Genomic DNA, 24904 nt, shown 5'->3' with positions numbered 1-24904 from the left:
CGTTCGGTTGCAGATGCTCGGGAAAGGCCCGAGCATGACGGCGGAGGGGTTGTCGACTTATCCCCGACGCCTTGCGGTATAAGGCCATTTCCCCATTCTGTGAGCGTGACATCATGACCGATTGCAAAGCTATGATCCTCGGATGCGGCGGGCTTACGCTTTCCGCTGACGAGATTGCCCTTTACCGCAATGAGCGGCCCTGGGGTTTCATCCTGTTCGGGCGCAATATCGGTGATGCGCAACAGATTACCGATCTCGTCGCCTCAATGCGCGATGCCGTCGCGCGGCCGGATGCGCCGGTTCTGATCGATCAGGAAGGCGGGCGCGTTCAGCGCATCAAGCCGCCGCTTTTGCAAGCCTATCCGAATGCCCGCATTCTTGGCGAGATATACGAGCGTGACCGCGAGGAAGGCCTGCGCGCGGCGTGGTTGATGTCGCGTCTGCATGCCTTCGATCTCATGAAATTCGGCATCAATATCGACTGCCTGCCGGTGCTCGACGTGCCGGTGGAAGGCGCCAGTAACGTCATTGGCAACCGGGCCTATGGCTACAGCCCGACCATGGTGGCGGAGATGGGGCAGGCGGCGGCTGACGGTCTCAAGGCGGGCGGCATGTTGCCTGTCATGAAACACATGCCGGGCCACGGTCGCGGCATGGTGGATTCGCACCATGAATTGCCTGTTGTCGATGTGCCGCTGGACGAGCTGGACGCCCATGATTTTGTGCCATTCCGCGCGCTGAACCGTGAATTGATGGCGATGAGCGCGCATCTGGTGTTCAATGCCGTCGATCGGGAGCGTCCGGCAACGACCTCGCCAAAGGTGATCGAGGAGATCATTCGTGGGCGAATCGGCTTTGACGGTCTGTTGATGTCCGACGACAGTTCCATGAATGCGCTGAAGGGCACGCTTGGCCAGCGTGCCGCGAATATTGTTGCGGGTGGCTGCGATATAGTCTTGCATTGCAACGGCGTGATGGGTGAAATGCTTGAGGTCGTGAAGGAGGTTCCCGTTCTTTCCGGCCGTTCGCTGGAGCGGGTGCGGGCCGTGGAAGCGGGTTTTCCCGCCACTGATGCCTCCGACGAAGCTGAACTGAGAGCCGAATTCAACGCCATGTGGGCCGTTTCCTGACAATCGGGCGGCGGCCCGGTACTCGGGACGACAGGCCGGACGCCCGGCGGATGGAACAATGGCAGCAGACAAGTCTCGCACTTCAACGCCTATGGACAAGCTCTGGCAGGATGTGACGCCGGAGCGGTTGACGGGCGAGGCCGGGCTGGTGATCGATGTCGCGGGTTTCGAAGGCCCGCTCGATCTGTTGCTACACCTTGCTCGCACGCAGAAGGTCGATCTTTCGCGCATTTCGGTGCTGGCGCTTGCCGAGCAATATCTGCAATTCGTGGAAACAGCCCGCCGCGTGCGCATCGAGCTTGCTGCCGACTATCTGGTGATGGCGGCCTGGCTTGCCTTCCTCAAGTCCAAGCTTCTCATTCCGCAGCAGGCGAAGGATGACGGCCCCTCCGGCGAAGAAATGGCCGCGACGCTGGCCTTCCGGCTGAAGCGTCTGGAGGCGATGCGGGAGGCGGCTGAACGCCTCGTCAACCGCGCCCAGCTTGGCCGCGATATTTTCGCCCGTGGCGCGCCGGAGCATATTCCGCATATCAACCGCTCGGCTTACGAGGCGAACCTCTACGATCTCCTGAGTGCGTATGCCAATCTGCGGCAAAGGCAGGCCATCACCCAGGTCACGATTGAAAAGCGGCAGGTCTGGTCGCTTGTGGAAGCCCGGGAACTTCTGACCAGTCTGCTCGGGGATGTCGGCGAGTGGACGGTGCTCGACCAATATCTGCTGCAATATGTGCCTGACCCCGCGATGCGCGTGACGGCAATCGCCAGCGCTTTCGCCGCCTCGCTGGAGCTCGTGCGCGAGGGATCGCTGCAAATCCGGCAGGAGGGCGCGTTCCAGCCCATCTATATGCGCAGGAGCGAGCGAGATGACCGCGCGCCGAATGCGGAAAGGACTGATAATGACGCATGACGACGAGACCGGCGAAGCCGCCATCGTGGCAGATGGGGCGGCGGATGTGGTTGGGGCCGAGCCCGCGGTATTTTCCGAGCGTCAGCTGAAGGAAGCCGAGCGCATTGCCGAGGCGCTGGTCTTTGCCTCGGCCGAACCGGTTTCAGTTGCCTTCATTGCCGAGCGGCTGCCGCGCGGCATGGATGTCGTTGCCATACTCCACGGGCTGAAGGCCGCTTATGGCGAGCGGGGTGTCAATCTGGTGCAGGTGGGCGGGCAATGGGCGTTCCGCACGGCCGGCGATCTCTCCTTCGTCGTCCATTCTGAGGAAAAGGAACCTAAGAAGCTATCGCGTGCGGCGCTGGAGGTTCTGGCGATTGTGGCGTATCATCAGCCGGTGACACGCGCCGAAATCGAGGAAATCCGTGGCGTGCAAACCTCACGCGGTACCCTCGATGTGCTGATGGAAGCGGGTTGGGTGCGTTTCAGGGGCCGCAGGCGCACGCCGGGCAGGCCGGTGACGATCGGCACCACGGTGGAGTTTCTCGACCATTTCGGCCTTGAGGAATTGCGGGACTTGCCGGGCCTTGAGGAACTGAAGGGTGCGGGCCTGCTTTCGGGCCGTATTCCTTCCAATTTCGGCGTGCCTTTGCCGATGATGAGCGACGAATTGCGCGAAGACGAAGACCCGATCACGCAGCTCGATCTGGAAGAGTTGGGCCTGCTTGCACCTGGTGGCGGCGATGGCGACGATTGATATCGTCTTCATGCGGATGACAAGGCACGAAAACTTTATGCCCACAGCCTGTTGAAGCATCGATTTGTTGTTTGAAAAAGCCTTTCAAACGTCTTACATCGTCTGAAAGCGAAATTCAGGAGTTTCAGTTATGGGTTCTTTTAGTGTGTGGCATTGGCTGATCGTGCTGGTGATCGTTCTCGTTCTCTTCGGACGCGGAAAGATCCCGGAACTGATGGGCGATGTCGCCAAGGGCATCAAGAGCTTCAAGAAGGGCATGGCTGACGAAGATCAGACTCCGCCGCCGGCCGATGTCAACGCGAAGACTGTTGACCACAAGGCTGACGAGATCAAGTAAGCGGCTTGAACCTGCTTGTTTTGAGACTGGCGCTAGGGTCTCGGGAGCGTTTTGATGTTTGATATCGGTTGGAGCGAGCTTCTGGTGATCGCGGTCGTTTTGATCGTGGTCGTCGGCCCCAAGGACTTGCCGCCCATGATCCGCGCCTTCGGTAAGACGATGGCCGGCCTTCGCAAGATGGCGGGGGATTTCCGCACGCAGTTCGACGAGGCCTTGAAAGAGGCAGACATGGACGATGTGCGGCAGACGATCTCCGATGTGCGCAATCTCAACCCGACCAACTCGCTGCGCGATGCTATGAACCCGCTTCGCCAGCTCGGCAACGAAATCAAGTCCGATCTCCAGAAGGCGACAGCCGCTCCCGATGCGATGTCGTCGACAGCAGCACCTGCAACAAGTGAGCCGGTGGCTCCTCTTGTCAGTGTGCCGGAGCCCGAGATGAAGCTTCCGGATGTGGCGCCTGCGGTGGTTCCCACGCCTTCTGCGTCTTCGCCGGTTACTGCGGTTGCTGCTGCGGAAGAAAAGCCGAAGCGTGCGCGTGCGAAATCTGTTGCGACCGTTGAAGCCGAAGCGGTTGCCGCCAAGCCGAAGCGCACCACCCGCAGCAAGCCTGCCGCAGCGCCTGTTGAAGAAGCTGCTGTCTTGAAGCCGACCGTGAAGGCTGTCGCCAAAAAGGTTGCTGTCAGGAAAGCGGCAGCGGAGAAGGCGGTTGCCGTTGCGGATGCCAAACCGGCCAAACCGGCAAGAACCAAGGCTGCAAAGCCCAAAAAGGATGAAGCATGAGCGGGGACATCGAGGACAAGCCGCAGCCGCTTATCGAACATCTCATGGAGTTGCGCACGCGGCTGATCTGGTCGCTCGGCGCGTTCTTCGTCGCCTTCATCGCCTGTTTCGCCGTTGCCAAGCATCTCTTCAACCTGCTCGTCATTCCCTATAAGTGGGCGGTCATCTGGGCGGGGCTGGATGTGGCGAAATCATCGCTGATCTATACGGCGCCGCAGGAGTTCTTCTTCACGCAGATCAAGGTTGCCATGTTCGGTGCCATGGTGATCTCCTTTCCGGTGATTGCCTCGCAGCTCTATAAATTCGTGGCGCCGGGCCTCTACAAGAACGAGCGCGCCGCCTTCCTGCCGTTCCTGATCGCGTCGCCGATCCTTTTCCTTATCGGCGCGGCGCTCGTCTATTTCTTCTTTACGCCCATGGTCATGTGGTTCTTCCTCGCCATGCAGCAATTGCCAGTAGATGGCGAGGTGGCGATTTCCCTGATGCCGAAGGTGTCGGAATATCTCAGCCTCATCATGACGCTGGTTTTGTCCTTCGGCCTGGTATTCCAGCTGCCTGTCGTCACCACGCTTCTGGCGCGGGTCGGGATTCTGACCAGCGACTGGCTGCGGGAAAAGCGCAAGTTTGCCATTGTCATGGCCTTCGTGGTTGCGGCCGTGCTGACGCCGCCAGACCCCATGTCCCAGATCGGTCTTGCGCTACCTGCGATCATTCTCTACGAGATTTCCATCTACATGGCTCGACTCGTGGAGAGGAAACGTGCTGCGGAATCCAAAAGCACGGAGCTGGAAGAGACCTGACGCTTCGCCACGGTCTTCCTGCTCATCAAATCTCCTCGCGCCGGGCCTTTCGCCCGGCGTTTTGCTGATAAAACGCGAGCGACCAACAATAGTCTGGAACGACGATGCACGACATTAAATGGATACGCGAAAACCCCGAAGCCTTTGATGCAGCACTTGCACGGCGCGGCGCAGAGCCTGCCGCAAGCAGCCTGATCGCTCTCGACGAAAAGCGCCGTTCCGTCATCCAGTCCCTGCAGGACATGCAGTCGCGTCGCAATGCCGCTTCCAAGGACATCGGCGCCGCCATGGCGCAGAAGAACATGGAGCTGGCGGAAAAGCTGAAAGCGGAAGTCGCCGACATCAAGGAAAACATGCCGCGCGCCGAGGAGGAGGACCGCCAGGTCACCGCCGAGCTTAACGACGCCCTGTCGCGCCTGCCCAACATGCCTTTCGACGATGTTCCTGACGGCAAGGACGAACACGACAATGTGGTGACCCGCGTGGTCGGCCAGAAGCCCGGCTGGAACCATGAAGCAAAGGAGCACTTCGAGATTGGCGAAGCGCTCGGCTACATGGATTTCGAGCGGGCTGCCAAGCTTTCCGGCTCGCGCTTCACCGTGCTGACCAGCCAGCTGGCGCGTCTGGAACGGGCGCTCGGCCAGTTCATGATCGACCTGCACACCTCGGAACATGGCTACACGGAAGTCTCTTCGCCGCTGATGGTGCGTGATGAGGCGATGTTCGGCACCGGCCAATTGCCGAAGTTTTCCGAGGATTTGTTCAAGACCACTGATGGCCGCTGGTTGATCCCGACGGCGGAAGTGACGCTGACCAACCTTGTCTCCGGCGAAATTCTCGAGCAGGAAAAGCTGCCGCTACGCTTCACGGCACTTACGCCGTCCTTCCGTTCGGAAGCGGGCTCTGCCGGCCGCGACACACGCGGCATGCTGCGCCAGCACCAGTTCTGGAAATGCGAACTCGTCTCCATCACCGACGCGGAAAGTGCTGTTGCCGAGCATGAGCGCATGACGGCCTGCGCCGAAGAAGTGCTGAAGCGTCTTGGCCTGCATTTCCGCACCATGACGCTGTGCACCGGCGATATGGGTTTCAGCGCGCGCAAGACCTACGATCTGGAAGTGTGGTTGCCCGGCCAGAACACCTACCGCGAAATTTCGTCCTGCTCCGTCTGCGGCGATTTCCAGGCGCGGCGCATGAATGCGCGTTATCGCGGCAAGGACGACAAGGCGACGAAGTTCGTGCACACGCTGAACGGCTCCGGCACCGCCGTCGGTCGCTGCCTCATCGCGGTCCTCGAAAATTACCTAAACGACGACGGTTCCGTCACAATTCCAGACGTGCTGCTGCCCTATATGGGCGGTCTGACACGAATCGAGAAGGCGGCCTGAGGGAGCGCAGCGTCGTGCTATTGGAAGGAGAATCTCCCAATTACGCCGACGTCATCCTCGGGACAGGTCCGAGGATGACGTTGAGAGAACTGCACACCTCACTGCCGGTGGGGAGGATGCTCCGTCCCGGAAGATATGAAAAGCGGAGAGAGAAACATGCGGATTTTGCTGACCAATGACGACGGTATCCATGCCGAAGGGCTGGCGGTGCTGGAACGTATCGCCCGCACGCTGTCCGATGACGTCTGGATCGTGGCGCCCGAGACCGACCAGAGCGGTCTTGCTCACTCCCTGACTCTCTCCGAGCCGCTGCGGCTGCGCAAGGTTTCCGACAAGCATTTCGCGCTGCGCGGTACGCCGACCGATTGCGTCATCATGGGCATCCGTGAAGTTCTGCCGGAAAAGCCCGATCTCGTACTCTCAGGTGTCAATGCCGGTGCCAATATGGCTGACGATGTCACCTATTCCGGCACGATTGCCGGCGCCATTGAAGGTACGCTGCAAGGGGTACGCTCCTTCGCACTCAGCCAGGCTTTCAGCCATTCCGAAGGCCGCGTCGTGCCGTGGGAGGTGACTGAGACCCATGCGCCGGATCTGCTGCGCAAGCTGATGAATGTGGAATTGCCTGATGGCACCTTCCTCAATCTCAATTTCCCCAATTGCGCACCTGATGATGTGCAGGGTGTCTCCGTTACCGGGCAGGGCAAGCTCGATTTCGGCCTGACGGTAGAAGAACGCCAGGATGGCCGCGGTCTTCCTTATTACTGGCTGCGCTTTGGCGAACGCCTCGGCACCTTCCTCGAGGGCACGGATATCCACGCTTTGAAGCACGGCAAGATTTCGGTCACACCGCTAAAGCTTGACCTTACGGATTACACGGTCAAGGATCGGGTTGCGCAAGCACTTGGATTCGGAGTCGCCGATTGAAATCCGCAATGGTTGAAAAGGAAGGTTTTGCCGCTCTCGTTCTCCGCTTGCGGGGCGAGGGGATTTCCGACCTCGACCTTTTGACGGCGGTCGAACAGACGCCGCGCTCCAGATTCGTGCCGCCGCAATTCGCCGCTGATGCCTATTCCAGCCGTACAATCCCGATCGACTGCGGCGCCTTCATGGAAGGCGCTGACATGGCGGTGAAAATCCTGGCCCGCCTGCAATTGAAGCCGGGCCAGCGCGTGCTGGAAATCGGCACCGGCAGCGGTTTCATGACGGCGATCATCGCGCGCCGGGTGGAGCGGGTCTTTTCGCTGGAGCGATACAAGACGCTAGTGCAGCAGGCGCAGAACTGTCTGGACGATCTTTCCATCCGCAATGTCGTCATCCGCCAGGCGGATGGCAGCAACGGTCTGGTCGGCGAGGGCACCTTCGACCGAATCGTCGCCACCGCCGCCTTTACCACCATGCCCCGCTTTTTCGCCGAGCAGATCGTCTCCGGCGGCATGATGATCGCGCCGATCATTCTGGAAGACGGGCGCTGCGTGATGACGCGCTTCTCCAAGACCGGCAGCCGCTTCGAGAAGGAAGAGCTGTTCGAGACGCCCTATCTGCCGCTTGGCAGCCATATTGCCCGGCATTTGTGACAAAATGAAAATATCGAAGGCGATTAATTTTCGTCTTAGAATATTCTAAATCATCACAACCAACTGATTTTCCATCATAATATTGTTCCGACATGACACATGCCGTTTTCGTCATGGTTATCGAAGTGTCAAAAAAGCGCCGAGCGGCTTAACGTTTTAACGGCGTGGTAACACTAACGCGCTTTAATCATAAACATCGACGCATGGTTTTTCCGGGATCGGGAAATGGGCCTTGCAAGAAGTGAAATTTGTGCCGGATCGACCTCGATGCGGCGGGTTGGCGTCAGTGTAGATCGAGTTATGCGTATGAGACATTCGTCTAAAATCGGAAAATCAGTCGCAAAAATGTTCGCAGCGGCATTGCTGGCAAGCGTCGCAACGGGCTGTAGCTCGGATGCAACGCGGTTCAGCGGCCTCTTTTCCAGTGGACCGGATCGGATGACGACAGCGTCAATTCCAGCCCGCCAGGGCGGCGGTGCTTATGGGCAGGCCCCGGTCCCGCAAGGTGACATGAACGGTGGTTATGCCTCTGCGGCTCCCCAGGGCGGCTACGCCAATCAGAACATGGCGGCCAACTCCTATCCGTCTTCCGGCGGTTACGGCGGTGGCGTTCAGCCTTCGACGGCCCGTTCGGCTTCGGCCTCTCCGGTGCAGCGCTCCGAGCTGTCGGCTCCGCCGGCGGTAGCAAGCCGCGACCCGTCGACCCGCAACGAAGCCATGGCCCAGCCTTTCCCGTCCGCACAACGACCAGCCGCTCCGTCTCTCGCAGCACCTGCACAGCAGGCTGCCGCTCCCGTCGCCGACAATCTCACCACCGCAACCGTCCGTTCCGACAAGAACGGCTGGCATACGGATGGCGCCTCTTCGGTAACGCTGCGTCCGGGTGAAAGCATCGCGACTATCTCCAACCGCTACGGCGTTCCCGAAAAGGAACTGCTGCGGGTCAACGGTCTGAAAACCGCGGCGTCCGCGCAGGCTGGCCAGTCGATCCTTATTCCGAAATTCGGTCAGGTCCGCAATGCCGCCAAGGCTGCGGCTGGTGACATTGCGCTCAACCGCAACGGCGACGAGCCGAACCCGCTGCGTGGTCCAGACCAGAAGGTAGCCGTGCTTCCCTCGCAGAGTGTTGCCCGCGACAAGGTTTCGGCTGAAAACGGCAAGCTCACACCTCCCGGTGGCAAGCCTATGCCGCCAGCCGGTGGTTACAAGGTTCAGCCGGGCGACAGCCTGGCAAAGATCGCCCGTGAAAACGGCGTTTCGGTTGCAGCCCTCAAGGCCGCGAACGGCATTTCCACCGAAAGCATCCGTGTCGGCCAGACACTCGCCATGCCGGGTGCTTCGACCGACGCCATTAAGACAGCCTCCGTACCCGCAAAGGAAGCGGCCAAGGCAGTGGAAACCGCATCCGCCAAGCCGGAACCCTACAAGGCTCCTGCCGCAGCTGCGACCGTACCGTCCGCTCCTGCCGCAACGGCAAGCGTCGGCGATATCGAGAAGAAGTCCGATATGGCCTCGCTCGCTCCGGAATCCACGGGCATCGGCAAATATCGCTGGCCGGTTCGTGGCGCCGTCATCAACAATTTCGGCGACAACGTCGAAGGTAGCCGCAACGATGGCATCAACATCTCCGTTCCGGAAGGCACGCCGATCAAGGCCGCCGAAAATGGTGTGGTCATCTATGCGGGCAATGGCCTTAAGCAGCTCGGCAACACGGTTCTTGTCCGCCACGACGACGGCAAGGTCACCGTTTACGGCAACGCCGCCAATCTTGACGTGCAGCGCGGCCAGAAGGTTCAGCGCGGCCAGACCATCGCCACGTCAGGCATGACCGGCAGCGCCAAACGTCCTCAGGTTCACTTTGAAGTTCGCAAGGATGCGACGCCGGTGAACCCCTCCGGTTTCCTTGAATAGGTATTGCGTCTCAAGGAATGATGAAGCCGGGCCGAACGCCCGGCTTTTTCATTTTTGGGGGTAGGCCAAACGTCCTCACACATTCGACGTCATCCTCGGGCTTGACCCGAGGATCCATGGTACGGTCGGTTTGCGGGCCCCCGGGTCAAGCCCGAGGATGACGGAGGAGAAGAGTTTGCCGAAACGGCAGTTACGCCCTCACCAACCCAACCGTCTTCTCGATGAAGTCCGCAATCGTGGCGGTATCGTCGAGATCGAAGACGGGAAGGGTGGCGTCGGTCACCGCGTGGTCGGCGGCAATTGCGATGATGTGCGGATCGCTTCCGGCAAGCGGTTCGGTCTTGGCAGCTTCCAGTCGGCGCGCCTCGATCTTCGGCACCGGCTCGTATTTGTAACCCTCGATCAGTACGAGATCGCAAGGGGCGAGGCGGGAGAGGATTTCCTCGAAAGACGGTTCGGCTTCGCCGCGCAATTCATGCATGATGGCAAAGCGGGTACCGGAGACGATGGTGACCTCGTGCGCGCCCGCCTGACGGTGACGCCAACTATCGGCGCCAACCTTGTCGATATCGAAATCATGATGGGCATGCTTGATGGTCGAGACCCGATAGCCGCGCGCCGTCAGCTCGGTGACGATGCGGACCGCAAGGCCGGTCTTGCCCGAGTTTTTCCAGCCGGCAATACCGAAGACCTTTTGGCTCATCATGGTTCCATGCTCTCCAGATAGCTTCGAGCGAGCGCCAGTTCATCCGGCGTGTTGATGTTGAAGAACGGATCGAGGCTGCCCTTGGCCGTTTCCAGCGGCGGGAAGGCGATACCGATCGTGACGTGTCGTGCAAGATAGGCGCGGATGCGCCGGTTTGCATCGTTCTTCAGCCATTCCTCCAGATCGTCCGCGAGCGCCACGGGCCATAGCGCGAAAACCGGGTGCAACTGGCCGCTGGAGGCGGCGATGACGATTGCGTCTTCGGCCATGTGTTCGCAGAGGCGGTCGACGAGATCTTCGGGAAAGAACGGGCTGTCGGCGGGCACTGTCAGGAAGTGGCTTTTCCGGGCGCGATGGTTCTGGAAATGCCGCATGCCGGCGAGAACGCCAGCGAGCGGCCCGGCATGGCCGTTCACGGTGTCAGGCAGCAACGGCAGGCCAAAGCTTTCGGCCCAGCCATTCGCGGCATTGATGGCGACATCCGACACCTGTGGCGCGATGCGGCGCACGACATGGGAAAGCAGCGGTTCGTCGCCCAGCATCACGGTCGCCTTGTTGGTGCCCATCCGTCGCGACAGGCCGCCGGCAAGCACAAGACCGGGTATTTCAAATCGCGCCGTCATTGCCGCTTTTCCTGCAGCCTTACGATATAGGTGGTGAGGAGGGCGACAAGGCCGGTCGCCAGCATCACGAGAAGAAGCGGCCAGGTTCCGTCCTCTTTGGACAGAACCGAGGAGGCAAGCACGGAAAGTGCCGCACCGCCGCCGATGGTCATGGCGCCGCCAAGACCGGAGGCGGAGCCTGCCAGATGCGGCTGGACGCTGACCATGCCTGCATTGGCACTTGGCAGGGTCACACCGTTTCCGACACCAATGAGCGCAAGCGGCACGAAAAACGCATAGGGGCTTTCCGCCCCGGTGAATATCAGCGCTATGGCTGCGACAATCCCGGCGATGGCGACGACATTGCCCGACAGCATCATGCGGGTGATGCCGATCTGGCTCGCATAACGGCCGGAGACGAAGTTGCCGAGCATGTAGCCGCTGGCCATGAAGAAGAATTGCAGGCCGAGCATGGCCGGGGCAAGGCCATAAAGCACGCTGCCGACGAAGGGTGCGCCGCCGAGAAACGAAAAGAACATGCCCGACGAGAAGGTCGAGGTCAGCGCATATCCCCAGAAGAGTGGCGAGCGCAGAAGTTCCGGCCAGGCGTGGAACTGCTGCGAGAAGCTTGCCGATCTGTTGTGATTGGTTTCGCCGAGATCAAACCAGGCGAGCACCAGAATGCCGACCCCGAGCAGGGCAAGAAGCGCAAAGCTGGATTGCCAGCCGGAGATATCGTTGAGCAGACCGCCGACCGTTGGGCCGACCATCGGCACCACCGACATGCCCATGGTCACATAGCCGATCATCGAAGCGGCTTGTTCCATCGGCACCATGTCGCGCACGATGGCGCGCGCCAGCACGAAGCCGGAAACGACGGCCGCCTGCGCCACACGCCCGAACATGAAGACGGTGATATCTGGCGCCAGCATGCAGACGAGCGTGGCGACGATCATCATCGCGATGCTGGCAAGCATGACGGGTCGGCGTCCGAAGAGATCGGATAGCGGGCCGATGAGGAGTTGCAGGCAGGCGGTGGCGGCAAGATAGCCGGACACGGCAAATTGCATCACGGCGTAATCGGTCTCGAAATGGAGCGCCATCGCTGCAAGCGAGGGCAGGAACAGGTTCATGCAAAGCGCCGCGACGCCGGCGATAACGACGAGCGTGATGATGTGGGGCGGGGTGGTGCGATCCAGAAAGCGGGCGTTTTTCATGTCATTCTCCCGCTTTTTCCGTAACGGCAGCTTTCGTTACGGACGCTGGCCGCACGGTGGTCGCGGCAGTGGGCGTGGCGGCGGAGCGCTTGGCCATCTGCGAGCGCTTGCGCAGGCTTTCACGGTAGAAGGTGTAGAGGCCCGAGCCGATGACGATCACGGCGCCGACGATCGTGAAGCTGTCGATCTTTTCATTGAAGAAGAACACGCCGATCATGAAACCCCAGAGCAGGCTGGTGTAACGGAATGGCGCGACGAAGGAGATTTCGCCGGTTCGCATTGCCAGAATAATTGCCTGGTAACCGACCAGCACCAGAACGGCAGAACCGGCCAGATGCGACAGGATCATGAAGTTCATGGGCTGCCAGCCGCCGAAGGGCTGGATCAGCAGGCCACCCACCGCCATGTTGACGGAGGCGGTAACGAAGGTGATGGCAAGCGAGGGGACATCCGCATACATCTTGCGGGTCAGAAGATCACGCGCGGCGGTGACCGCCAGCGAGGCGACGACCAGCAGCGCGCCTGAGGTAAAGCCTTCCGGGCCGGGCCGGATGATGACGAGCACCCCAATGAAGCCGACGATGATCGCCGCCCAGCGCCGCCAGCCGACGGGCTCGCGCAGGAACAGTGCCGCACCCAGCGTGACGATCAGCGGCAGGGACTGCAATATGGCCGAGGCGTTGGAAAATTCTATGAGTCCAAGCGCCGTCAGATAGAGAACGGCGGCTGTCACTTCGCAGAGACAGCGCAGGATGATGATGGGGCGCATCAGGGTTTTCAGCGGCCGGAGCGCGCCGAAGTGCCGGGCGGCAATATAGATCAGCACCACCGTCATGATGCCGCGCACGAACATGATCTGGCCGGTATTGATGTAGGGGGTGACGGATTTCGTCAGGGCGTCGTTGGCCGTAAAGCTTGCCATGGCGAGCGCCATCAGAAGGGCGCCGCGCGTATTGTCCGTCAATGCCATTTCATACTGTCCCAGACCATGCACAGCCTAACCCCAAATTCCTCTCAGGGGTCGCCCGCCGGGCGGGACCGCGCATTCCTCCATGCCAAGAGACCTGACACGGCCAAGCCGGCATTTCAACCGCTTAAATGGGTGGGTGGACGAGAAACAGGTTCAGCCGCCGGTCACACTCATATGGCGGGCGACAGCGGGGCGCTTGTGGGTGCGGTCAATGATGAAATCATGCCCTTTCGGCTTGCGCAAAATGGCCTCGTCTATGGCGCCCGAGAGATAGGCGTCGCTGTCGGAAGCGCGCAGCGCCGTGCGAAGGTCGGCGGCATCGTCCTGCCCGAGACACATATAGAGCGTGCCGGTGCAGGTGAGGCGGACGCGGTTGCAGCTTTCGCAGAAATTATGGGTCATGGGTGTGATGAAACCGAGCCTGCCGCCGGTTTCCTTCACCGTCACGTAGCGGGCAGGGCCGCCGGTCTGGTAGTCGTTGTCAACAAGCGTGAAGCTTTGTTCCAGATCGGCGCGCAGCCTGGAAAGCGGCAGGTAGCGATCGGTACGATCTTCCTCGATCTCGCCCATCGGCATGGTCTCGATGACAGTCAGGTCCATACCGCGACCATGGGCGAAACGCATCAGCTCGGGAATTTCAGTCTCGTTGAAGTCCTTCAGCGCGACAGCATTGAGCTTGATCTTGATGCCGGCGGCCTGCGCGGCATCCAGCCCTTCCATCACACGGTCGATATCGCCCCAGCGGGTGATCTCGCGGAATTTCTTCGGGTCCAGCGTATCGAGCGAGACGTTGATGCGCCGCACGCCGCAATCGGCGAGTTCAGCGGCGAATTTCGCAAGCTGCGAACCGTTGGTGGTCAGCGTCAGCTCATCCAGCGCGCCGGTGCCAATATGGCGGCCGAGGTTCCTCACCAGCATCATGATGTTCTTGCGCACCAGCGGCTCGCCGCCGGTCAGCCTCATCTTGCGCACGCCCCTTTGAATGAAGACGGAACAGAGCCGGTCGAGTTCCTCCAGCGTCAGAAGGTCCTTCTTCGGCAGGAAGGTCATGTGTTCGGACATGCAGTAGGTACAGCGGAAATCGCAGCGGTCTGTCACGGAAACGCGCAGATAGGTTATGGACCGGCCGAAAGGGTCCACCATCGGTGCTTTGTTTTCCGTCAGGGACTGCGCTCTTTCGAGCGATCCGGGGAAACTGTTCACGTCTCCGTCCTCACTGCGCGATGCGCCGGGCACAAGATTGCCGGGCATGTGCTTTACAGGTGATGTAGTGACTTGCCTATCGCGAGGCAAGTCCGTAATTCTGACGCATAAGACGAGCTTGCGGAAGTGAAAAATGAGTGATGCCTGGCCGACTGAACTGCTTGTGTCGAAAGACCGGCGGCAACTGACCGTTTCCTTCGATGATGGAAGCGTCTATCGGCTTGGTGCCGAGATGCTGCGCGTGCTTTCACCCTCCGCGGAAGTGCAGGGCCACGGGCCGGGCCAGAAGGTCACTGTTCCCGGCAAGCGCAACGTGACGATCCGCTCCATGATGGCGACGGGCAATTATGCCGTGCGCATCGTCTTCGACGACGGCCATGACAGCGGCATCTTCACCTGGAGATATCTGAAGGAACTGGGAGAGACCGGCGACGCATCGTTTGCCGATTATGAGCGACAGCTCGCCGAAAAGGGCTTGAGCAGGGAACCGCTGTCCCGGTAGGCGGGCGCAAGGCCTGCGGACACTCCCCACCCTCATTCCTGTGACAAGCACGGGAATGAGGGGAGAAGGGCAGCGGCATCTGAAGCCCGCAAGCCTTATGGACAAATAACCCGTTGAATCTGCGCATCGTCCTTCTGTAAAATCATTTTCGATTTTCATACTGATGCGCTAGGAAGTGACGGAGGGAACACCCTCGTTCTATCAATTTAAACGGGGTGATGTGTGGCGGTCGAAGCGAACGGGAATGATCTGGCCCAGGTGGTCGTGCTTTTGGCGGCGGGCGTGGTGGCCGCGCCGATTTTCAAGCGCATAGGCCTCGGTTCGGTGCTGGGTTATCTGGCCGCCGGTCTGGTGATCGGGCCATATGGCTTCGGCTTCTTCTCCGATTCGCAGGCGATCCTTCATATCGCCGAACTCGGCGTGGTGATGTTCCTGTTCATCATCGGCCTTGAAATGCAGCCGTCACGGCTGTGGTCCATGCGGCAGGATATTTTCGGGCTTGGCGCGCTGCAGGTGCTGGTCTGTATGGCGGGTCTGACGATGGTTGGCGTCAGTCTCGGCTTTCCGCTCATCATGTCATTTGTCGCCGGTACCGGCTTCGTGCTGACTTCCACGGCAATCGTCATGCAGATGCTGCAGGAACGCAACAGCATGTCCAGCCTCAAGGGCCAGCGCATCATCGCCATCCTGCTGTTTGAGGATCTCGCCATCGTGCCGCTTCTGGCGCTCGTTGCCTTCCTCGGTGCTGGTGGCGAGCACGTCACACCGTCGGAGCGCTGGATTTCCGTCGGCATCGCGCTTGCCGCCGTCGGCGCGCTCATTCTGGCCGGGCGTTATCTTCTCAACCCGTTCTTCCGCCTGCTGGCGGCGTCCGGTGCGCGCGAGGTAATGACGGCCGCGGCCCTGCTCGTGGTGCTCGGTTCGGCGCTGTTGATGCAGGTCAGTGGTCTTTCCATGGCGATGGGCGCGTTTCTGGCTGGTGTGCTGCTGTCCGAATCGTCGTTCCGCCATCAGCTGGAAGCGGATATCGAGCCGTTTCGCGGCATTCTGCTCGGCCTGTTCTTTCTCGGCGTCGGCATGGCGATCGATCTTGCCGTCATTGCGTCGAACTGGCAGCTCGTGGTCGTCAGCGTCGCAGGTTACATGCTGCTCAAGGCATTCCTGATCTACGGCGTGGCGCGGGCGCTCGGCACTACCAGGCGCGAAAGCCTGGAGCGGGCTGTGTTGATGGCGCAGGGTGGCGAATTTGCCTTCGTGCTCTATTCCGCCGCTGTCAGCGCCGGCATCCTCGACCGCGAAGCCAACGCCATCCTGACGGCGACCATCATCATCTCGATGGTGCTGACGCCGCTGATGGTCATTCTGCACGACCGGCTGGTGCCGGCGGCCGTTCCCAAGACCGATGATCTCGATGTGCCGGAAAATGTCGAGGGCAGCATTCTGCTGATCGGTTTCGGGCGTTTCGGCCAGATTGTCAGCCAGCCGCTTCTCGCGCGTGGCTACACGCTGTCGCTGATCGACAAGGATGCCGACTTTGTGCGCGATGCTGCGGAATTCGGTTTCAAGGTCTATTATGGCGATGGCTCACGCGCGGAAATCCTGCATGCCGCCGGGGCAAGCACCGCGCGTGCGGTGCTGATCTGCGTCGATGACAAGGAAGCCGCTGTGCGGATCGCGGAGATCGTCAAGCATGAGTTTCCGCTGGTTCCCGTTCTTGCCCGTGCCTATGACCGTGGCCACGCAATCGATCTTGTGAAGGCTGGCGTGGATTACCAGATCCGCGAGACTCTGGAATCGGCGATGAATTTCAGCGAGGAAGTGCTTGGCGCCATGGGTGAGGAGCGTGAAGATGCTGCCCGCTTGGTGGAGGAGTTCCGCGACCGCGACGAGGAACGTTTCGCGATGGAAGTCGTCGGCGGTATTTATGCGGGCCGGTCGCTGATCCGCGGCAATTCCCAGCCGGCGGACCTCGTTGCTGCACGCACCGCGCGCGAGCGGGCGGAGCGGGAAAAAGCGGAAGCGGCAGAGGAATAACGCGCCCTGATTTATGGGTGGGGCAGATTGATTGCAGGAGTTGGAGCGCACAATGACGGTCATTCGCACGGTTGAGGAATTGAAGGCCATCTACGATGGCACAAGCGAGGCATCTATCGCGAAGGTGACAGCCACGCTGACCGCCGAATACCGGCAGATGATCGAGGCTTCGCCATTTCTGGCGCTGGCGACTGTCGGGCCGGAAGGCATGGACTGTTCGCCGCGCGGCGACAAGGGCGGTGTGGTAAGGGTGGCCGACGACAGGACGGTGCTTTTGCCCGACTGGCGCGGCAACAACCGCGTCGATTCGCTCTTGAACATCGTCCGCGATCCACGCGTGGCGCTGATGTTCCTGATCCCGGGCTCGAATACAACGATGCGCATCAACGGCCGCGCTGTCGTTTCGGTCGCACCCAATTTGCTGCAGAGCTTCGAGATGGACGGTAAACACCCGCGCACCGTCATTGTGGTCGAAATCGACGAGGTCTATTTCCAGTGCGCGAGGGCCTTGATGCGTTCGGAACTGTGGAACCCCGATAACTTCGTGGAACCCGCGTCACTGCCCACACCCGGCAGCCTGCTCAAAGCCGCCAAGGCGGAGTTCGATCAGGAGACTTATGACCGCGAATGGGCGGTGCGGGCGGCGAAGACCATGTGGTGAGGGGTGGCGGTGCGGCTTTCGTCCTGACGAGACCAGCACATTCGCCCGTGAGCCATTGGCTTCTCTCCGCCCTCATTCCTGTGCTTGTCACAGGAATCTAGCCGACGCGCGTCGGCGCGGCGAGAGAGGCTCTTTTCAGCCCAAGGACTTGGTCTGGCTAGATTCCTGTGACAAGCACAGGAATGAGGGAAGAGGAGAGCGTCCGTTAACTGCGCCCCCGATAAGGACGCACGACGCCCTAGGTACGGTAGATCAGCCAGTTCTTGCCGATATAGTTCTTCTGCATGCCGTCCTCGTAAATGACGGAACGGTTCCTGCCGGTTTCCTTGGCGTGGTAAAGTGCCATATCGGCATGTCCGTAAAGTTCGCCCGGATTGTTTGCCTGCGAGGCGGAGGCGAAGCCTATCGATATCGTCACCGTACCGTAGTCGGCGCCCGATCTTGAATTGCGGAACGGCGTGCTTTCCAGCGACAGGCGGATGCGCTCACAGATCACCATGACTTCTTCCGGCGTGTTGCCATCAAGAATGATGGCGAATTCCTCGCCGCCGCTTCTGGCGACGAAGCCGTCCTTGCGGACATTGGCGCGGATGACGGAGGCGACGGTGGCCAGTATCTTGTCGCCGACCGGGTGGCCGAACGTATCGTTGATCCGCTTGAAATGGTCGATGTCGAGCAGGATGAGCGTCGTATATTGCAGGCCGATGGAGCTGTTGTAGACGGAGGCCAGCCTGTCATCGAAAGCGCGACGGTTGGAAAGGCGCGTCAGCGAGTCGGTATTGGCGATGCGCTTGTATTCATCCAGCTCCAGACGCACCTGTTGCATTTCCTCGGCATGGCGGTTGACGTCGTTGAACGCCTTTTCGCCATCGATGATTTTCGAGCCGGTGGCCTCTGCCAGCAGCGAGACCGCATTTTTCAGGATATTGGTGCTCGATACGGTCTTGTCGTCAATCCGCTGACGGGTTTCGCCGAGAATTCTGTTGTAGTTCTCGATGGAGGACTGTTCGCGCCTCAGCGTTCCGAGAAGCGCCTCCAGTTCACGCCGCAGCTTCTCGTGCGCGTCGTCGATCGAGGCGATGGGATTGCCTTCCCCGTACCGCGCGGACAGTTCGTCCAGATCCTCCTGCGTCACCCGGTTTCCCAGTGCCGCCAGATCCCTCGTCAGCGCCGGGTTCGAGCCGATATAGGCTTCGTAAAAAAGGCTATAGTTGCGCGGGATCGGCGACACACCCATGCTCCGCATGGCGTAGGCAATCTGCCCGGCGATGTCGGGCCCCGTGGATTTGGGCGTGGATGCCGTGTTCATCAAGAAACTCCAGTGAGTCTGCTTATCGACTATGATTATTATTATGTAGGCCGTTTTGAAAAGCTTAATTTATGGGAAACTAATTTTTGTTCCCTGAAATTTGATCTTCGGCAATTTTTATCTTATTTAGCTGATAATTATAAGTAATTCTCATTTCGAGGAAGTTCCGGAGTTTTTTGATTTCTACTGCTCGTCTTGGTGCCAGCTTCGTATTTATTCTGTCAATCCCGATAGTGATTTTAGGGTGATTTATTTCGGCACAACAACGCAGGGTGATAATCGGGAGATGGTTGAGGCACGGAGTTTTTCATCTGGCAAGACGCCGCTTATAAGCAACGAACTTCTTCGCGCATGTCCGGATACAGCAACGTTACATTTTTTATTACGTCGTCTCAACAGGAGTGGCTGCAGCCCGTCTCATTTCTGTGACTACTTGCGGTGGAAATTGCGCAAGATTTTGAAACAATGCGTTGTTTTGTGCGCCGCCGGAATATGTCCCGTCAGGCTCTAAGCCGTATCACCGAGCATTCCGCACCTGCGTCAACTGCCGGCGCATTTGGCGGGCGCACGATCAGGCCGTCTGAATGTGCCAGTATGTTCATCATGGATGAATCCTGTTTGGCATAGGCTTGCGCCACCAGAGCGCCGTTGTCATCGGCGCTGAAACGGGCGCGAAGATAATCCTGCCGGTGATCGTTCGCCTTCAGCGGTGTGGCGGTTCGGGCCGTGGTGACGCGTTGCGGCGGAATGCGGCGGGCGATTCTGTGGAGCAGTGGCTCGAGGAACAGCAGGCCGCAGACGAGGCTCGCGACTGGATTTCCTGGCAGGCCCAAAACCTGCATGGCATCGATGGCACCCACCATCAGCGGTTTTCCAGGACGCATGGCAATGCGCCAGAAATCGAGCTGCATGCCTTCGGCCTTAAGCGCCGCCTGAACGAGATCATGGTCGCCGACAGAGGCGCCGCCGAGCGTCACGAGCACATCGGCCTTTGCCGCGACAGCCTTGCCGATGGCGGCGCGGATCAGCGTGTCGTTGTCGGGTATAATGCCGAGATCGAGAACCTCCGCACCGGCTGCCCGCGCAAGTGCGGCGACACCGAAGGTGTTCGAGGCGATGATCTGGGCGGGAAGGGGCGTGCTTCCGGGCGGCAGCAATTCGTCGCCGGTGGCAAGGATGGCGACCAGTGGCTTGCGATAGACTGCAAGCGTTGCGTGATTCATCGCCGCCGCAACGGTGAGATCGGTGAAGCAGAGTTCGCGGCCGGACTTCAAAACGGTGTCGCCCTCGGCAAAATCCTGTCCGCGCGGGCGAATGTGGCGCCCGGCGGTGATGTCGAAAGCGGTGCGGATTTTGCCCTCGCCGAGAAGCTCGGCATCTTCCTGAATGAGAATGGCATCCGCACCCGCTGGCACCGGTGCGCCGGTAAAGATACGCACGGCCTCGCCTTTACCCACCGTGCCCGCGAAAGCGTGGCCTGCGGCAGCCTGGCCTATGACGGTGAGGACTGACCCGATTTGTGGCGCATCGGTACTGCGCAGCGCATAGCCGTCCATGGCCGAGGCATCGAAAGGCGGCTGGGTAAGACGCGCCGCAAGGTCAGCCGCAAGGACGCGGCCATCGCATTCGGCGAGCGGAAGGGTTTCGCTGTCAACCACAGGAACCGCCGCCTCCAGAAGGCGCGTTACGGCCTCATCCACGGGCAGCAGTGGCTTCATTCAGGTCTCCTGTCGCCGGAAATCGCCCGAATTGCCGCCGCTCTTTTCGAGAAGGCGGATATTGACGATCTCCATCGCCTTGTCGGCGGCTTTGGCCATATCGTAAATGGTCAGGCAGGCGATGGACACGGCGGTCAGCGCCTCCATCTCCACGCCGGTCTTGCCGGAAAGCTTCACCATTGCCTCCACCCGCAGGCCGGGCAGGGCAGCGTCTTCGGTAATGTCCACCGCAACCTTGGTCAGCATCAGCGGGTGGCAGAGCGGGATGAGGTTTGCCGTCTGCTTGGCTGCCATGATGCCCGCGAGCCGGGCTGTGCCGATGACGTCACCCTTCTTGGCATTGCCATCGCGGATGAGCGCCAGCGTTTCCGGCTTCATCTTCACGAAGCCTTCGGCAACGGCGACACGGACGGTCTCGGCTTTGTCGCCGACATCGACCATATGGGCCTCGCCGCTCGCATTGATATGGGTGAGCTTTGTCGCCTCGCTCATCGGCGCATCATTCCGCCGCCAGGACGCCAGATTGGCCGGTTAGCAGGGTTTTGGTAGCTGCCGTCACATCGTCCTTGCGCATCAGGCTTTCGCCGACGAGGAAGGTGCTGATGCCGCTCTTTTCGAGGCGCTGGCAATCCTCATAGGTGAAGATGCCGCTTTCGCCGACAAGCAGCTTATCGGCGGGCACGAGGCCAGCCAGTTTCTCGCTGGTTTCGAGGCTGACCTCGAAAGTGCGCAGATTGCGGTTATTGATGCCGAGAAGCGGCGAGGCGAGCTTCAGCGCCCGTTCGGTTTCTTCCGCATCATGCACCTCGACCAGTACGTCCATGCCGAGTGAAAAAGCCTCGTCTTCAAGGCGTTTCGCCTCATCGTCGGAAAGAGACGCCATGATGAGCAGGATGCAGTCCGCGCCCCAGGCGCGGGCCTCATGCACCTGATAGGTATCGAACATGAAATCCTTGCGCAGCGCAGGCAGCGCGCAGGCATTGCGGGCAGCCGTCAGAAATTCCGGCGCCCCCTGAAAGCTCGGCGTGTCCGTCAGCACGGAAAGACAGGCGGCGCCACCAGCCTCATAGGCGGCGGCCAGTGCCGGCGGATCGAAATCCGGGCGGATCAGCCCCTTGGAGGGGCTGGCCTTCTTGATTTCGGCAATCAGACCGAATTTGCCCTCAGCCTGCTTTGTTCGCAGCGCTTTGTAAAAACCGCGCGGCGCAGTCTGGCCTGCGGCCATCGCCTTGAGATCGGCAAGTGAAACCCTGGCCTTGGCGGCGGCAATTTCCTCGCGCTTGTAGATCTCGATATTTTTCAGAATGTCGCTCATGGTTTCGCTCTCATTCCTTTTAGTGGTCGGCCTGCCCGGAGACTGTTTCATTGGAGACGGCGACCAGGCGGTCGAGCGCTGCTGCCGCCGCGCCGCTGTCGAGCGCTTGGCTCACGGTCGTCATCGCCTCGCCAAGCGTTTCGGCCTTGCCGGCAATGACGAGGGCTGCCGCGGCGTTGCATAGCGATACGTCGCGATAGGCGTTGCGCTTGCCGGACAGAACCTCGCGAAGTGCCGCTGCATTGGCAATGCCGTCGCCACCTTTGAGGTCTGCCATGGAAGCGGGTTCAACACCGAAATCCTTCGGCGTCAGGTCGAAGGTGCGGATCTTGCCGTTTTCAAGCGCCGCCACATGGGTGACGCCTGTCGTCGTGACTTCATCCATGCCGTCGCCATGTACGACCCAGATGCTTTCCGAGCCGAGATCGCGCAGCACTTCGGCAAGCGGCACCAGCCAGCGCGGCGAAAAGACGCCGAGCAATTGGCGCTTCGCGCCCGCCGGGTTGGAAAGCGGGCCGAGCAGGTTGAAGATGGTGCGCGTGCCAAGTTCGACGCGGCTTGGACCGACATGGCGCATGGCGGAATGGTGCAGCTGCGCGAACATGAAGCCGAGTCCCGCCTCACTGATGCAGCGGGCGATAAGGTCAGGGCCGATATCCAGCTTCACGCCGAGTGCGGACAGCGCATCCGCCGTGCCGGATTTGGAGCTTAGCGCCCGGTTACCGTGCTTGGCAACGGGAAGGCCCGTGCCGGCAACGATGATCGAGGCGAGCGTCGAGATATTGTAGGTGCCGATGCCGTCACCGCCGGTTCCGACGATGTCGATCGCGTTTTCGGGGGCCGAAACCGGCAGCATGCGCGCGCGCATGGAGGAGACGGCGCCGACAATCTCGTCCACCGTCTCGCCGCGCACGCGCAGTGCCATGAGGAAACCGCCGATCTGCGACGGGGTTGCTTCGCCCGACATCAGAATGTCGAAAGCGGCCCGCGATTCCTCACGGTTCAGGCTTTCCCCGTTTGCGACCTTTGCGATCAGCGGTTTCAGTTCGGCCATCGTTTCCGCCCCCCGGTTAGAAGCCGACCATCGCCTGATCGGCGAGGGCCTGATTGATGGTCACACCGTAGTCGTTCTGCAGGCGGTTGACCATCTGGTCGAGCATGTCGTCGCCGGCCGCGCGGGCGATGGCGGCGAACTGCTGATCGTCATTGGCAAGCGCATCGGCAGGCGCGTTGGTGTCGACTGCCGTGACCTTGAAGAGGATGCGGCTGGAACCATCGGCGTCTGCCGCTGTGCCCGTCATGCCTTCAGCGCCGGAGAATACCGCCGTAATCGTCTGGCGACCGAAAATCGCGTCCTCGCTGGTGCGGCGCAGGCCGGATTTCTGCTCGACGGCAAGCCCGAGTTCGCCAGCCACCGCTGCCAGTGTCTCGCCCTTTTCAACGCGTGCCTTCAGCTCGTCGGCCTTGGTGGCAAGCGCCGTGCGCTGCTGCTCTGCCGTCCAGTCGGCCACGACATCGTCGCGCACTTCGGCAAGCGTGCGGTCGCGGGCGGGGATGATCTGATCGACGTCGAACCAGATGTAGCCTTCGCGGCCAAGATTGATCGGCAGGGCTTCGGTGCCGGGTTCGGTCTTGAAGACTTCCTGGGCAAGCTGCGGCGAGGGCAGGTCCTGAATGGCGTCGCCCTTTTCATCAAGACCGGCGGCATCGATGGCGTCGATGGTGACGGGCTTGAGGTTCAGCTGCTTTGCCGCATCTGCAAGCGAGGAGCCACCGGCACGCAGGTCTTCGTAACGGTCATGCACATTGGTGACTTCTTCGGCTGCAGCAGCGGTGGCGAGGTCCTTGCGGATGTCCTCTTTCGCTTCTTCCAGCGTGCGGGTGGTTTCCGGCTTGATGCCGGTGATGCGCAGGATGACCGGGCCGAAGGAGCCTGCCACGACCGGAGACACGCCGCCATCCTTCTGGACGGCGAAAGCAGCATCGGCAATCGACTGGTCGGGGATCGTGTCCTTGGTGAATTCGCCAAGCGTCACGTCGGAGGCGGTCTTGCCCTGATCCTTAACCACCTGATCATAGGTGGTGTTGCCGAGGCGGATCTGCTCCGCGGCGGCTTCTGCCATTTCCTTTTCCGGGAAGGTCAGCTGCTCGACGGTGCGGCGACCGGCGGTGCGGAAGCTGTCCTTGTGGCTGTTGTAATAGTCGGCGATCTGCGCATCCGTCACCGAAGCCTGATCGGCAATGTCCGATGGTTCCAGCTTCACATAGGTGAACTTGCGGAACTCGGGCGCGCGATATTTCGCCTTGTTGGTTTCAAACCAGGGTGCAAGCACGTCGTCGCCCGGCGCCTTGACCGGCGCAATGACGGCGTTGGACAGGATGACGTAATCGACCGAGCGCTGTTCGTTGCGGTATTGCTTGAGTGCGTCCACCAGTACCTGCGGTGCCTTGAAACCATCGGAAACGGCCTCAACGATCTGGCTTCTGACCGCGACCTTGCTGCGTTCCTTGATATAGTCGTCTTCGCGCAGGCCGGAATTGCGCAGCCGTTCGGTGAACAGGGTGCGATCGAACTGGCCATTAACCGATTTGAATGCCGGGTCTTCGGCGATGAGATTGGCGAGGCGGTCTTCCGAAAGGCCGAGATTCATCTTCGACGCCAGTTCATCCAGCGAGGCACCCGCCGCAAGCTGGCTGAATACCTGGCGGTCGATACCGAAGGCCTTGGCCTGTTCGGTGGTCAGTCTCGCGCCGAACTGGCGGCTCAGATCGGAAACCTGACGCTGATAGGCGAGGCGGAATTCCTGCGGGCTGACCGTCTGGTCGCCGACGGTCATGACCGCATGCGAATTGGAGGTGACGAGTGATGCGGAGACGCCCCAGACGCCAAACGAAACAACAAGCAGGAGAAGCAGCAGCTTGGCTGCCATGGTTCGAGAAGCATTTCTCAGGGAATCGAGCATCGTTATGCAAACCTCACAGGAACGTCATTGCGGTCGCCAGCCGTCCGGCCCGCAACGTATCGGCGTTCCTTAAATCAATCCAATGGGAAATTGAAGGGAATTTGCCTTGGAAAAACGGGGTTTTGAAAACGCTTA

Annotated in this window: 24 protein-coding genes; 13 read left to right on the top strand and 11 right to left on the bottom strand. The window is 60.5% G+C overall.

Annotation, left to right across the window (positions count from 1 at the left end; genetic code table 11):
* Positions 1-113 precede the first annotated feature (113 nt).
* The 10 genes from nagZ (at position 114) to ACQZ6D_RS03280 (ending at position 9569) form a co-directional block, all read left to right on the top strand.
* The gene (gene nagZ, locus ACQZ6D_RS03325; RefSeq protein ID WP_003515605.1) at positions 114-1130 is read left to right on the top strand and encodes a beta-N-acetylhexosaminidase; all 1017 of its coding nucleotides are present in this window, start codon (positions 114-116) and stop codon (positions 1128-1130) included.
* A gap of 58 nt (positions 1131-1188) precedes the next feature.
* Positions 1189-2037: a segregation and condensation protein A gene (locus ACQZ6D_RS03320; protein ID WP_013636280.1), complete on the top strand. Its 849-nt coding sequence runs from the start codon at positions 1189-1191 to the stop codon at positions 2035-2037.
* Entirely contained in the window at positions 2027-2773 is a 747-nt protein-coding gene (gene scpB / locus ACQZ6D_RS03315; protein WP_019566157.1) for an SMC-Scp complex subunit ScpB, read from the top strand. Before ACQZ6D_RS03320 ends, scpB begins: the two co-directional genes overlap by 11 nt.
* Positions 2774-2903: 130 nt before the next feature.
* The gene (locus tag ACQZ6D_RS03310; RefSeq protein WP_003515599.1) at positions 2904-3110 is read left to right on the top strand and encodes a twin-arginine translocase TatA/TatE family subunit; all 207 of its coding nucleotides are present in this window, start codon (positions 2904-2906) and stop codon (positions 3108-3110) included.
* 54 nt (positions 3111-3164) lie between these two features.
* A complete protein-coding gene (tatB, locus tag ACQZ6D_RS03305; protein ID WP_065702450.1) occupies positions 3165-3893 on the top strand; it encodes a Sec-independent protein translocase protein TatB in 729 nt (242 codons plus the stop codon).
* Positions 3890-4693: a twin-arginine translocase subunit TatC gene (gene tatC, locus ACQZ6D_RS03300; protein ID WP_003515595.1), complete on the top strand. Its 804-nt coding sequence runs from the start codon at positions 3890-3892 to the stop codon at positions 4691-4693. Before tatB ends, tatC begins: the two co-directional genes overlap by 4 nt.
* Before the next feature lie 104 nt (positions 4694-4797).
* Positions 4798-6081, top strand: coding sequence for a serine--tRNA ligase (gene serS, locus ACQZ6D_RS03295; protein ID WP_065687302.1), 1284 nt, complete (start codon positions 4798-4800; stop codon positions 6079-6081).
* A gap of 156 nt (positions 6082-6237) precedes the next feature.
* Positions 6238-7008, top strand: coding sequence for a 5'/3'-nucleotidase SurE (surE, locus tag ACQZ6D_RS03290; RefSeq protein WP_013636276.1), 771 nt, complete (start codon positions 6238-6240; stop codon positions 7006-7008).
* An 8-nt stretch (positions 7009-7016) separates the two neighbouring features.
* Entirely contained in the window at positions 7017-7658 is a 642-nt protein-coding gene (locus ACQZ6D_RS03285; RefSeq protein ID WP_029658770.1) for a protein-L-isoaspartate(D-aspartate) O-methyltransferase, read from the top strand.
* Positions 7659-8003: 345 nt separating this feature from the next.
* The gene (locus ACQZ6D_RS03280) at positions 8004-9569 is read left to right on the top strand and encodes a LysM peptidoglycan-binding domain-containing M23 family metallopeptidase (protein WP_019566161.1); all 1566 of its coding nucleotides are present in this window, start codon (positions 8004-8006) and stop codon (positions 9567-9569) included.
* Positions 9570-9759: 190 nt separating this feature from the next.
* Here the strand turns inward: ACQZ6D_RS03280 and mobB are convergent, their stop codons facing one another.
* From mobB to moaA, 5 genes are all read right to left on the bottom strand, one after another.
* Positions 9760-10275, bottom strand: a complete 516-nt coding sequence (mobB, locus tag ACQZ6D_RS03275) for a molybdopterin-guanine dinucleotide biosynthesis protein B (protein WP_448729609.1) — start codon at positions 10273-10275, stop codon at positions 9760-9762.
* On the bottom strand, positions 10272-10898 hold the full coding sequence (gene mobA, locus ACQZ6D_RS03270; protein ID WP_065702451.1) for a molybdenum cofactor guanylyltransferase MobA: 627 nt from the start codon (positions 10896-10898) through the stop codon (positions 10272-10274). The genes mobB and mobA overlap by 4 nt, the downstream gene beginning before the upstream one ends.
* Positions 10895-12094, bottom strand: coding sequence for a multidrug effflux MFS transporter (locus ACQZ6D_RS03265; RefSeq protein ID WP_065660876.1), 1200 nt, complete (start codon positions 12092-12094; stop codon positions 10895-10897). Before ACQZ6D_RS03265 ends, mobA begins: the two co-directional genes overlap by 4 nt.
* Before the next feature lies 1 nt (position 12095).
* Positions 12096-13064, bottom strand: a complete 969-nt coding sequence (locus ACQZ6D_RS03260; protein WP_065702452.1) for a DMT family transporter — start codon at positions 13062-13064, stop codon at positions 12096-12098.
* Between the two features lie 153 nt (positions 13065-13217).
* Positions 13218-14315: a GTP 3',8-cyclase MoaA gene (moaA, locus tag ACQZ6D_RS03255; RefSeq protein ID WP_448729608.1), complete on the bottom strand. Its 1098-nt coding sequence runs from the start codon at positions 14313-14315 to the stop codon at positions 13218-13220.
* A gap of 85 nt (positions 14316-14400) precedes the next feature.
* Here moaA and ACQZ6D_RS03250 point away from each other — a divergent pair, with 85 nt between their 5' ends.
* The 3 genes from ACQZ6D_RS03250 to ACQZ6D_RS03240 all read left to right on the top strand — a co-directional run bounded on the left by ACQZ6D_RS03250 (position 14401) and on the right by ACQZ6D_RS03240 (position 17464).
* On the top strand, positions 14401-14769 hold the full coding sequence (locus tag ACQZ6D_RS03250; protein ID WP_003515573.1) for a gamma-butyrobetaine hydroxylase family protein: 369 nt from the start codon (positions 14401-14403) through the stop codon (positions 14767-14769).
* A 222-nt stretch (positions 14770-14991) separates the two neighbouring features.
* Positions 14992-16803 carry a monovalent cation:proton antiporter-2 (CPA2) family protein gene (locus ACQZ6D_RS03245; protein WP_019566167.1) on the top strand — a complete coding sequence of 604 codons (1812 nt, stop codon included), beginning with the start codon at positions 14992-14994 and terminating at the stop codon, positions 16801-16803.
* A gap of 52 nt (positions 16804-16855) precedes the next feature.
* Positions 16856-17464 carry a pyridoxamine 5'-phosphate oxidase family protein gene (locus ACQZ6D_RS03240; RefSeq protein ID WP_065702453.1) on the top strand — a complete coding sequence of 203 codons (609 nt, stop codon included), beginning with the start codon at positions 16856-16858 and terminating at the stop codon, positions 17462-17464.
* A gap of 238 nt (positions 17465-17702) precedes the next feature.
* Here ACQZ6D_RS03240 and ACQZ6D_RS03235 read toward each other — a convergent pair whose 3' ends face one another.
* The 6 genes from ACQZ6D_RS03235 to ACQZ6D_RS03210 form a co-directional block, all read right to left on the bottom strand.
* The gene (locus ACQZ6D_RS03235) at positions 17703-18773 is read right to left on the bottom strand and encodes a GGDEF domain-containing protein (protein WP_065687305.1); all 1071 of its coding nucleotides are present in this window, start codon (positions 18771-18773) and stop codon (positions 17703-17705) included.
* A 500-nt stretch (positions 18774-19273) separates the two neighbouring features.
* A complete protein-coding gene (locus tag ACQZ6D_RS03230) occupies positions 19274-20491 on the bottom strand; it encodes a molybdopterin molybdotransferase MoeA (RefSeq protein WP_065702454.1) in 1218 nt (405 codons plus the stop codon).
* Positions 20492-20983, bottom strand: a complete 492-nt coding sequence (gene moaC, locus ACQZ6D_RS03225; RefSeq protein WP_065702455.1) for a cyclic pyranopterin monophosphate synthase MoaC — start codon at positions 20981-20983, stop codon at positions 20492-20494.
* A gap of 7 nt (positions 20984-20990) precedes the next feature.
* A complete protein-coding gene (gene trpC / locus ACQZ6D_RS03220; RefSeq protein WP_003515561.1) occupies positions 20991-21806 on the bottom strand; it encodes an indole-3-glycerol phosphate synthase TrpC in 816 nt (271 codons plus the stop codon).
* A gap of 19 nt (positions 21807-21825) precedes the next feature.
* On the bottom strand, positions 21826-22860 hold the full coding sequence (trpD, locus tag ACQZ6D_RS03215; protein ID WP_013636264.1) for an anthranilate phosphoribosyltransferase: 1035 nt from the start codon (positions 22858-22860) through the stop codon (positions 21826-21828).
* A gap of 16 nt (positions 22861-22876) precedes the next feature.
* Entirely contained in the window at positions 22877-24769 is a 1893-nt protein-coding gene (locus ACQZ6D_RS03210; protein WP_013636263.1) for a peptidylprolyl isomerase, read from the bottom strand.
* Positions 24770-24904 lie beyond the last annotated feature (135 nt).

The organism is Agrobacterium sp. 22-3639C2 (assembly GCF_053522105.1).
This window is presented reverse-complemented; position numbering and strand designations above follow the sequence as displayed.

What these genes read in the sequence shown, in the direction of transcription:
- tatB (WP_065702450.1), top strand. Translation starts at nt 3,165, where the DNA reads ATGTTTGATATCGGTTGGAGCGAGCTTCTGGTGATCGCGGTCGTTTTG.
- ACQZ6D_RS03235 (WP_065687305.1), bottom strand. Translation starts at nt 18,773, where the DNA reads ATGAACACGGCATCCACGCCCAAATCCACGGGGCCCGACATCGCCGGG.
- ACQZ6D_RS03320 (WP_013636280.1), top strand. Translation starts at nt 1,189, where the DNA reads ATGGCAGCAGACAAGTCTCGCACTTCAACGCCTATGGACAAGCTCTGG.
- surE (WP_013636276.1), top strand. Translation starts at nt 6,238, where the DNA reads ATGCGGATTTTGCTGACCAATGACGACGGTATCCATGCCGAAGGGCTG.
- ACQZ6D_RS03285 (WP_029658770.1), top strand. Translation starts at nt 7,017, where the DNA reads ATGGTTGAAAAGGAAGGTTTTGCCGCTCTCGTTCTCCGCTTGCGGGGC.
- ACQZ6D_RS03310 (WP_003515599.1), top strand. Translation starts at nt 2,904, where the DNA reads ATGGGTTCTTTTAGTGTGTGGCATTGGCTGATCGTGCTGGTGATCGTT.
- tatC (WP_003515595.1), top strand. Translation starts at nt 3,890, where the DNA reads ATGAGCGGGGACATCGAGGACAAGCCGCAGCCGCTTATCGAACATCTC.
- serS (WP_065687302.1), top strand. Translation starts at nt 4,798, where the DNA reads ATGCACGACATTAAATGGATACGCGAAAACCCCGAAGCCTTTGATGCA.
- ACQZ6D_RS03260 (WP_065702452.1), bottom strand. Translation starts at nt 13,064, where the DNA reads ATGGCATTGACGGACAATACGCGCGGCGCCCTTCTGATGGCGCTCGCC.
- nagZ (WP_003515605.1), top strand. Translation starts at nt 114, where the DNA reads ATGACCGATTGCAAAGCTATGATCCTCGGATGCGGCGGGCTTACGCTT.
- ACQZ6D_RS03265 (WP_065660876.1), bottom strand. Translation starts at nt 12,094, where the DNA reads ATGAAAAACGCCCGCTTTCTGGATCGCACCACCCCGCCCCACATCATC.
- ACQZ6D_RS03210 (WP_013636263.1), bottom strand. Translation starts at nt 24,769, where the DNA reads ATGCTCGATTCCCTGAGAAATGCTTCTCGAACCATGGCAGCCAAGCTG.
- mobA (WP_065702451.1), bottom strand. Translation starts at nt 10,898, where the DNA reads ATGACGGCGCGATTTGAAATACCCGGTCTTGTGCTTGCCGGCGGCCTG.
- trpC (WP_003515561.1), bottom strand. Translation starts at nt 21,806, where the DNA reads ATGAGCGACATTCTGAAAAATATCGAGATCTACAAGCGCGAGGAAATT.
- ACQZ6D_RS03240 (WP_065702453.1), top strand. Translation starts at nt 16,856, where the DNA reads ATGACGGTCATTCGCACGGTTGAGGAATTGAAGGCCATCTACGATGGC.
- ACQZ6D_RS03280 (WP_019566161.1), top strand. Translation starts at nt 8,004, where the DNA reads ATGTTCGCAGCGGCATTGCTGGCAAGCGTCGCAACGGGCTGTAGCTCG.
- mobB (WP_448729609.1), bottom strand. Translation starts at nt 10,275, where the DNA reads ATGATGAGCCAAAAGGTCTTCGGTATTGCCGGCTGGAAAAACTCGGGC.
- scpB (WP_019566157.1), top strand. Translation starts at nt 2,027, where the DNA reads ATGACGCATGACGACGAGACCGGCGAAGCCGCCATCGTGGCAGATGGG.
- moaC (WP_065702455.1), bottom strand. Translation starts at nt 20,983, where the DNA reads ATGAGCGAGGCGACAAAGCTCACCCATATCAATGCGAGCGGCGAGGCC.
- trpD (WP_013636264.1), bottom strand. Translation starts at nt 22,860, where the DNA reads ATGGCCGAACTGAAACCGCTGATCGCAAAGGTCGCAAACGGGGAAAGC.
- moaA (WP_448729608.1), bottom strand. Translation starts at nt 14,315, where the DNA reads ATGCCCGGCAATCTTGTGCCCGGCGCATCGCGCAGTGAGGACGGAGAC.
- ACQZ6D_RS03230 (WP_065702454.1), bottom strand. Translation starts at nt 20,491, where the DNA reads ATGAAGCCACTGCTGCCCGTGGATGAGGCCGTAACGCGCCTTCTGGAG.
- ACQZ6D_RS03250 (WP_003515573.1), top strand. Translation starts at nt 14,401, where the DNA reads ATGAGTGATGCCTGGCCGACTGAACTGCTTGTGTCGAAAGACCGGCGG.